This is a genomic window from Desulfocurvus sp. DL1XJH-121, assembly GCF_054819825.1.
In genome coordinates, this window is record NZ_JBTVWW010000026.1 from 41,571 (window position 1) to 47,754 (window position 6,184).

Genomic DNA, 6,184 nt, shown 5'->3' on the forward strand with positions numbered 1-6,184 from the left:
CGGGAGAACGACATGCACTACTATCTGCAACTGATCATCAACGGCCTGGTGGTGGGCAGCATCTACAGCCTGGTGGCCCTGGGCTTCGTGATCATCTACAAGGCCACCAAGGTGGTGAACTTCGCCCAGGGCGAGCTGGTCATGGTCGGGGCCTACATCTGTTTTTCCCTCACCGTGCAGTTCCATGTGCCCTTCATTTGGGCCTTTCTGCTGACCCTGGGCTTTTCCGTGCTCCTGGGGCTGGCCGTGGAGCGCCTGGTCTTGAGGCCGCTCATCGGCGAGCCCGTGATCAGCGTGATCATGGTCACCGTGGGCCTGTCCAGCGTCTTGAAGGCCCTGGTGCAGAGCTTCTGGGGTACGCAGCTGCGCGCCTATCCCCAGGTCCTGCCCCAGGACCCGGTGTTCATCGCCGGGCTGCCCGTGTCGCCGGTGTACATCGCGGCCTTCTGTTTGTCCGTGGTGCTGTTCCTGATCTTCTCGGCCTTCTTCAAGTATTCGTCGGTGGGCGTGGCCATGCGCGCCACGGCCTTCGACCAGCAGGCCGCCCAGAGCATGGGCATCGGCATCAAGAACATCTTCGCCCTGTCCTGGTGCATCGCCGCCGTGGTCTCGTCCATCGGCGGGGTGATCCTCGGCAACATCAACGGCATCAACTCCCAGCTCGGCCACCTGGGCCTGAAGGTCTTCCCGGCCGTGATCCTGGGCGGGCTGGACAGCCTCCTGGGCGCTGCCCTGGGGGGGCTGGCCATCGGCGTCCTGGAGAACATGGGCGACGGCCTGGCCAAGGACCTCCTGGGGCTGGGCGGGTTCCGCGAGGTGGCGGCCTTCGTGGTCCTGGTGCTGATCCTGATGGTCAAGCCCTACGGCCTGTTCGGAACCCACGAGATCGAGAGGGTCTAGACCATGAGCCAAGGCAAATGCGGACTGTTCCACGAGACCTACGCGGCCGAGGCCGGGCTCATGCCCAGCGCCTTCCAGAAGGGCTCTCTCGCGCTGTTCCTGGTCGTCCTCGCGGCCTCGCCCCTGGTGCTGGACTCCTATCTGGTCAGCGTGCTGACACTGATCAACATCTCGGTCATCGGCGCGGTGTCCCTGAACCTGCTCACGGGGTTCTGCGGCCAGATATCCCTGGGCCACGGCGCGTTCCTGGGCGTGGGGGCCTACGCCTCGGCCCAGTTCGCGGCCTTGGGCTGGCCGTTCTTCGCGGCCCTGGCCATGGGCGGGGCCGTGGCCGCCGTGGTGGGCATGGTCTTCGGCGTGCCGTCCCTGCGCCTCAAGGGCATCTACCTGGCCATCGCCACCCTGGCCGCGCAGCTGATCCTGGAATACGTGTTTTTGCACGCCGAAGGCGTCACCGGCGGCTCCTCGGGCCTGCCCGTGGACTCGCCACAGATCCTGGGCCTGGTCTTCGACACCGACGCCAGGATGTTCCTCTTGACCCTCTGCGTGGCCATCGTCTGCGTGCTGGGGGTCTCCAATCTCGCGCGCACCAAGCCCGGCCGCGCCTTCGTGGCCATCCGCGACTATCATCTCTCCGCCGAGATCGTGGGCGTGAACCTCTTCGGCTACAAGCTCATGGCCTTCGGGGTCAGCTCGTTCCTGGCGGGCGTGGCCGGGGGGCTCTGGGCCCATTACACCATGTACATCACCCCGGAACAATTCAACATCGGCCTGTCCATCAGCTATCTGGCCATGATCATCATCGGCGGCCTGGGCAGCGTGCAGGGGGCCGTGTTCGGCGCGGTGTTCATCACGCTGTTGCCCGAGGTCCTGAGCGTGGGGGCCGGGGCCCTGGGCGACGTGTTCCCGGACGTGAGCACCTATCTGCTGGCCATGAAGCAGGGCATCTTCGGCCTGGTGCTGGTGCTGTTCCTGATATTCGAACCCGAGGGCCTGGCCCACCGCTGGCGCCTGGTGAAGGCCTATTGGAAGCTGTATCCCTTCGCCCACTAGCGGGGCTGGGGTGGAACCTTTGCATCGCAGGAGGACAACATGAAACGTTTATGCACCCTGATGGCCGTCGTGGCCGCGCTTGCCGTCCTGGCCCTGGCCCCGGCCCGCGCCGGGGAGATCAAGGTCGGCGTGCTCTCCGACCTGTCCGGGCCCACGTCCGCCGTGGGCCAGCCTTACGCCGACGGCATCAAAGGGGCCGCCGCCTGGATCAACCAAAGCGGCGGCATCAACGGCAAGCCCCTGAAGCTCATGCAGGTGGACTACGCCTACAACGTGCAGCAGGCCCTGGCCGGATACAAGCGCTTCAAGAGCCAGGGCATGGTGGCCCTGCAGGGCTGGGGCACGGCGGACACCGAGGCCCTGACCAAGTTCGTGGCCAAGGACCGCATGCCCACCTGGTCCGCGTCCTATTCCGCGCACCTCACGGACCCGGCCAAGGCCCCGTACAACTTCTTCGTGTCCGCGGACTATTCCACCATGATCCGCGCGGGGCTCAAGTTCCTCAAGGACAACTGGAAGGAGCCGCGCGCCCCGCGCGTGGCCTTCGTCTACCCGGACCACCCCTACGGCATCTCGCCAATCCAGGCGGGCAAGGACTACGCCGCCGAGCTGGGCTTCGAGTACGTGGGCGAGGAGCACGTCAGCCTCAAGGCCATGGACGCCACCACCCAGCTCCTGTCCCTGCAGAAGAAGGCCCCGGACTTCTGCTGGATCGGCGGCACCACGCCCTCGGCCTCGGTGATCCTCAAGGACGCGGCCAAGCTGAACATGAAGACCACGTTCCTCATCAACATCTGGGGCAATGACGAGAGTCTCATCGACCTGGCCGGCCCGGCCGCCGAGGGCCACTACGGGCTCCAGGCCGCGGCCGCCTACTACGACGACACGCCGGGCTCGGCGCTCATCCGCGAGCTGACCAAGGGCGAACTGGTCATGACCCACTACCTGCGCGGGTTCGCGTCCGTGCTGGTCATGGCCGAGGCCATGCGCATCGCCGACGAGAGAGGGCAGCTCGATGGCCCGGGCATCAAGGCCGCCGCCGAAACCCTGCGGGACTACGACCCCATGGGTCTGACACCGCCCGTGAGCTACTTCCCGGACGACCATCGCCCCAACATGAGCGCCAACATCTACCAGGTGCGGGACGGCAAGCTGGTCAAGGCCGCGTCGCCCGTGCTCGAACGCAAGGCCGCGTGGCTGGGCAAATAGCGTGAACCGACCCCCGGGGCCGCGCGCGATCGGCGCGGCCCCGGGCCCATCGCAGACACAGGAGATCGCGTGGCGCTGCTCAAAGTGGAAAACGTGGAGGTCGTCTACAACGACGTGGTCCTGGTGCTCAAGGGCCTGTCGCTGAGCGTGGAGCGGGGCGGCATCACCGCGCTCCTCGGAGCCAACGGCGCGGGCAAGTCCACGACCTTGAAGGCCGTGTCCGGGCTCCTCTCCAGCGAGGACGGCGAGGTCACGGACGGGGCCGTGATCTTCGACGGCACGCCCATCCACGCCTGGCGGCCCGAGCGCGTGGTGCGCGCGGGCATCTTCCAGGTCATGGAGGGCCGCCGCATCTTCGAGGACCTCACCGTGGAGGAGAACCTGCGCTGCGGCGCCTACACCCGCCCGGCGCGCGAGCGCGCCCGGGGCATGGGCCTGGTCTACGACTACTTCCCGCGCCTGGCCGAGCGCCGCACCCAGGTGGCGGGCTACATGTCCGGCGGCGAGCAGCAGATGCTGGCCATCGGCCGCGCCCTCATGGCCCGGCCGCGTCTCTTGCTCCTGGACGAGCCCTCCCTGGGCCTGGCCCCGCTCCTGGTGGAGGAGATTTTCGGCATCGTGCGCCGCATCAACCGCGACGAGGGCGTCACGGTGCTCCTGGTGGAGCAGAACGCCCGCGCCGCCCTGGGCATCGCGGACAGGGCCTACATCATGGAGAACGGCCGCATCGTCATGGACGGCGCGGCCAAGGAACTCCTCGGCAACCCGGACGTGCAGGAGTTCTACCTGGGCATGGGGCACGGGGGCGAAAAGCGCAGCTACCGCGATGTAAAGCACTATCGCCGCCGCAAACGCTGGCTTTAGCAATTTGTCCCGGCATTCACGATGGCGGCGTTGCTGCGCGCAATGCAGACCCTCGCGTACAGGGAGTACGCGTCGGTCCTGCATTCCGCTTGCGCCTTGCCCTCGCGGCGCCGGAACGCCGCGCTACGCGCGTTGGCCGGAGTGGGGGAGCGGGAAGAAAGGCGGGGAAGAGGGCGAGTTGCCGGGGGGCGTGTGATTCGTTTTGAATGTTCGGGCCTGGTTCTGGTATACTGGCCGCAAATTCCCCAATCTTTGCCCATGAGGAGGGCGTTATGACCTTGGCGGAACGCATGAGCGGGATGCACAGCGACCTGGAGACAGCCTCGCCCGAGGAGCGGAAGGAGCGGGCCTGGCGCAAGCTGGAGCGGGTGCTGGAGAACGCCTGGGACAACGGGGGGGAGTTCCGGGGGCGCATGAACGCGGCCGGGCTGACCCTTTCGGACATCGGCTCGCTTGAGGATTTGCCGCGCATCCCCGTGCTGCGCAAGAAGGACCTCATGGCCGTGCAGGGGCTGGGGCCGCGCCTGGGCGGGCTCTTGACCTGTGAGGTTGGGGACCTGGGGCGCATCTACCAGTCCCCCGGGCCCATCTTCGATCCCGAGGGCAAGGGGCCGGACTATTGGGGCTGGGCCGAGGCCTTCTACGCCGCCGGGTTCCGCAAGCGCGACGTGGTGCAGATGACCTTCTCCTACCACCTGACCCCGGCGGGGCTGATGCTGGAGGAGCCGCTCCGGGTGCTCGGCTGCGCCGTGATTCCGGCCGGGCCGGGCAACACGGACAAGCAGATCGAGCTGCTCACGGAGCTGCCCGTCACCGGGTTCGTGGGCATGGCCAGCTACCTGCGCGTCATCGCGGACAAGGCGCTTTCGCGGGGGCTGGACCTGAAGAAGGATTTCGGCCTGGAAGTGGCCTTTGTGGCGGCCGAGCGCCTGCCGGAAAGCCTGCGCGCCGGGCTGGAGAAGGATTTCGGCATGCTCGTGCGCCAGGGCTACGGCACGGCGGACCTGGGCTGCATCGCCTACGAATGCCCGGTGGCCTCGGGCATGCATCTCTCCAACCGCTGCCACGTGGAGATCTGCGACCCGGCCACGGGCCGGCCCGTGGCTCCGGGCGAATCCGGCGAGGTGGTGGTCACGCCCTTTGTGGACGAGTATCCCCTGGTGCGCCTGGCCACGGGCGACCTCTCGCGCCTGGTGCCCGAGCCCTGCGAATGCGGCCGCACCAGCCCGCGTCTGGCGGGCATCCTGGGGCGCGTGGACGACACGGCCAAGGTCAAGGGCCAGTTCGTGTATCCCGCGCAGGTTGCCGAGGTCATGGCCCTGTTCCCGCAGATCCAGGAATGGCGGCTGGTGGTGGACAACCCCAGGGGACGCGACGTTTTGGAGCTGCGCTTGTCCTTGTCCGGCCCCCTGGACCAGCCCGCCCTGGTCACCGCCTTTCAGGAGCGCATCAAGCTGCGGCCCGGCCTCACGATCCTGGGCCCCAACGAGACCCTCGACCCCGGGGCCCCGCGCCTGGAGGACCGGCGCGTGTTCGAGTGAACATAACGTCGTTAGAGAGAGCTTTGTCACACTTTTATCAGTTAAGTTTGCGTGATGAATAGGTAGTTGAAAAAAAATTTGCCTTGTTTATTAAATGTTAATTATTGTCGTTACGATTAAATAGAGGAAGGCTATAAGTTGTCATTGTTGTGATAGGGAACAAAGGAGCACTCATCATGGTTAATGGCTCGTATGAGGAACCCGCTGTTTTCGAAAATGAAGTGCGCCGGATTGCGAGGGCGATATGGCCTTCCGCCCAATATTCTGGGGCAGCAATAGCTGAGTCGCGTGAGCGTGATGGGATATTTGAGACGGAAGAATTGTACAGAGATAGTATTCACCTGACACTGCCGCCCCTGGCGGGGTGATTTCTAGGCGGCCGCCTCGGCCGCCTATTTCTTGGTCTTCTCCGGCTTGGGCAGGCCGTCCAGGAAGGCCTGATTCGGCGTCCTGCCGTTCATGTTCCGGCCTTGGTGTGTGCGCTCATGGTTGTAGTGGCGCAGGTATTCGTCCAGGTCGGCCTGCATCTCCTCCAGGGATTCGTACCACTTCTGGCGGCCCTTGATGCGGAAATGCTCGTCCAGGAGCGTCCTGTGCAGGCGTTCCACAAAGCCGTT

The 6,184-nt window shown here is 65.9% G+C and carries 6 protein-coding genes; 5 read left to right on the forward strand and 1 reads right to left on the reverse strand.

Annotated features, from left to right (window positions below; translation table 11 throughout):
• The first annotated feature begins 12 nt into the window (after nucleotides 1-12).
• The 5 genes from ACYYG1_RS15145 to ACYYG1_RS15165 all read left to right on the forward strand — a co-directional run bounded on the left by ACYYG1_RS15145 (nucleotide 13) and on the right by ACYYG1_RS15165 (nucleotide 5,567).
• Entirely contained in the window at nucleotides 13-900 is an 888-nt protein-coding gene (locus tag ACYYG1_RS15145; RefSeq protein ID WP_461211173.1) for a branched-chain amino acid ABC transporter permease, read from the forward strand.
• 3 nt (nucleotides 901-903) lie between these two features.
• A complete protein-coding gene (locus ACYYG1_RS15150; protein WP_461211174.1) occupies nucleotides 904-1,953 on the forward strand; it encodes a branched-chain amino acid ABC transporter permease in 1,050 nt (349 codons plus the stop codon).
• Between the two features lie 39 nt (nucleotides 1,954-1,992).
• On the forward strand, nucleotides 1,993-3,162 hold the full coding sequence (locus ACYYG1_RS15155; RefSeq protein WP_461211175.1) for an ABC transporter substrate-binding protein: 1,170 nt from the start codon (nucleotides 1,993-1,995) through the stop codon (nucleotides 3,160-3,162).
• A gap of 69 nt (nucleotides 3,163-3,231) precedes the next feature.
• Nucleotides 3,232-4,026, forward strand: coding sequence for an ABC transporter ATP-binding protein (locus tag ACYYG1_RS15160; protein WP_461211176.1), 795 nt, complete (start codon nucleotides 3,232-3,234; stop codon nucleotides 4,024-4,026).
• A 272-nt stretch (nucleotides 4,027-4,298) separates the two neighbouring features.
• Nucleotides 4,299-5,567, forward strand: coding sequence for a phenylacetate--CoA ligase family protein (locus tag ACYYG1_RS15165; protein WP_461211177.1), 1,269 nt, complete (start codon nucleotides 4,299-4,301; stop codon nucleotides 5,565-5,567).
• Nucleotides 5,568-5,959: 392 nt separating this feature from the next.
• On the opposite strand, the gene ACYYG1_RS15170 is transcribed toward ACYYG1_RS15165, so the two are convergent.
• The coding region (locus ACYYG1_RS15170; RefSeq protein ID WP_461211178.1) for an integrase core domain-containing protein at nucleotides 5,960-6,184 on the reverse strand (225 nt) is incomplete at its 5' end.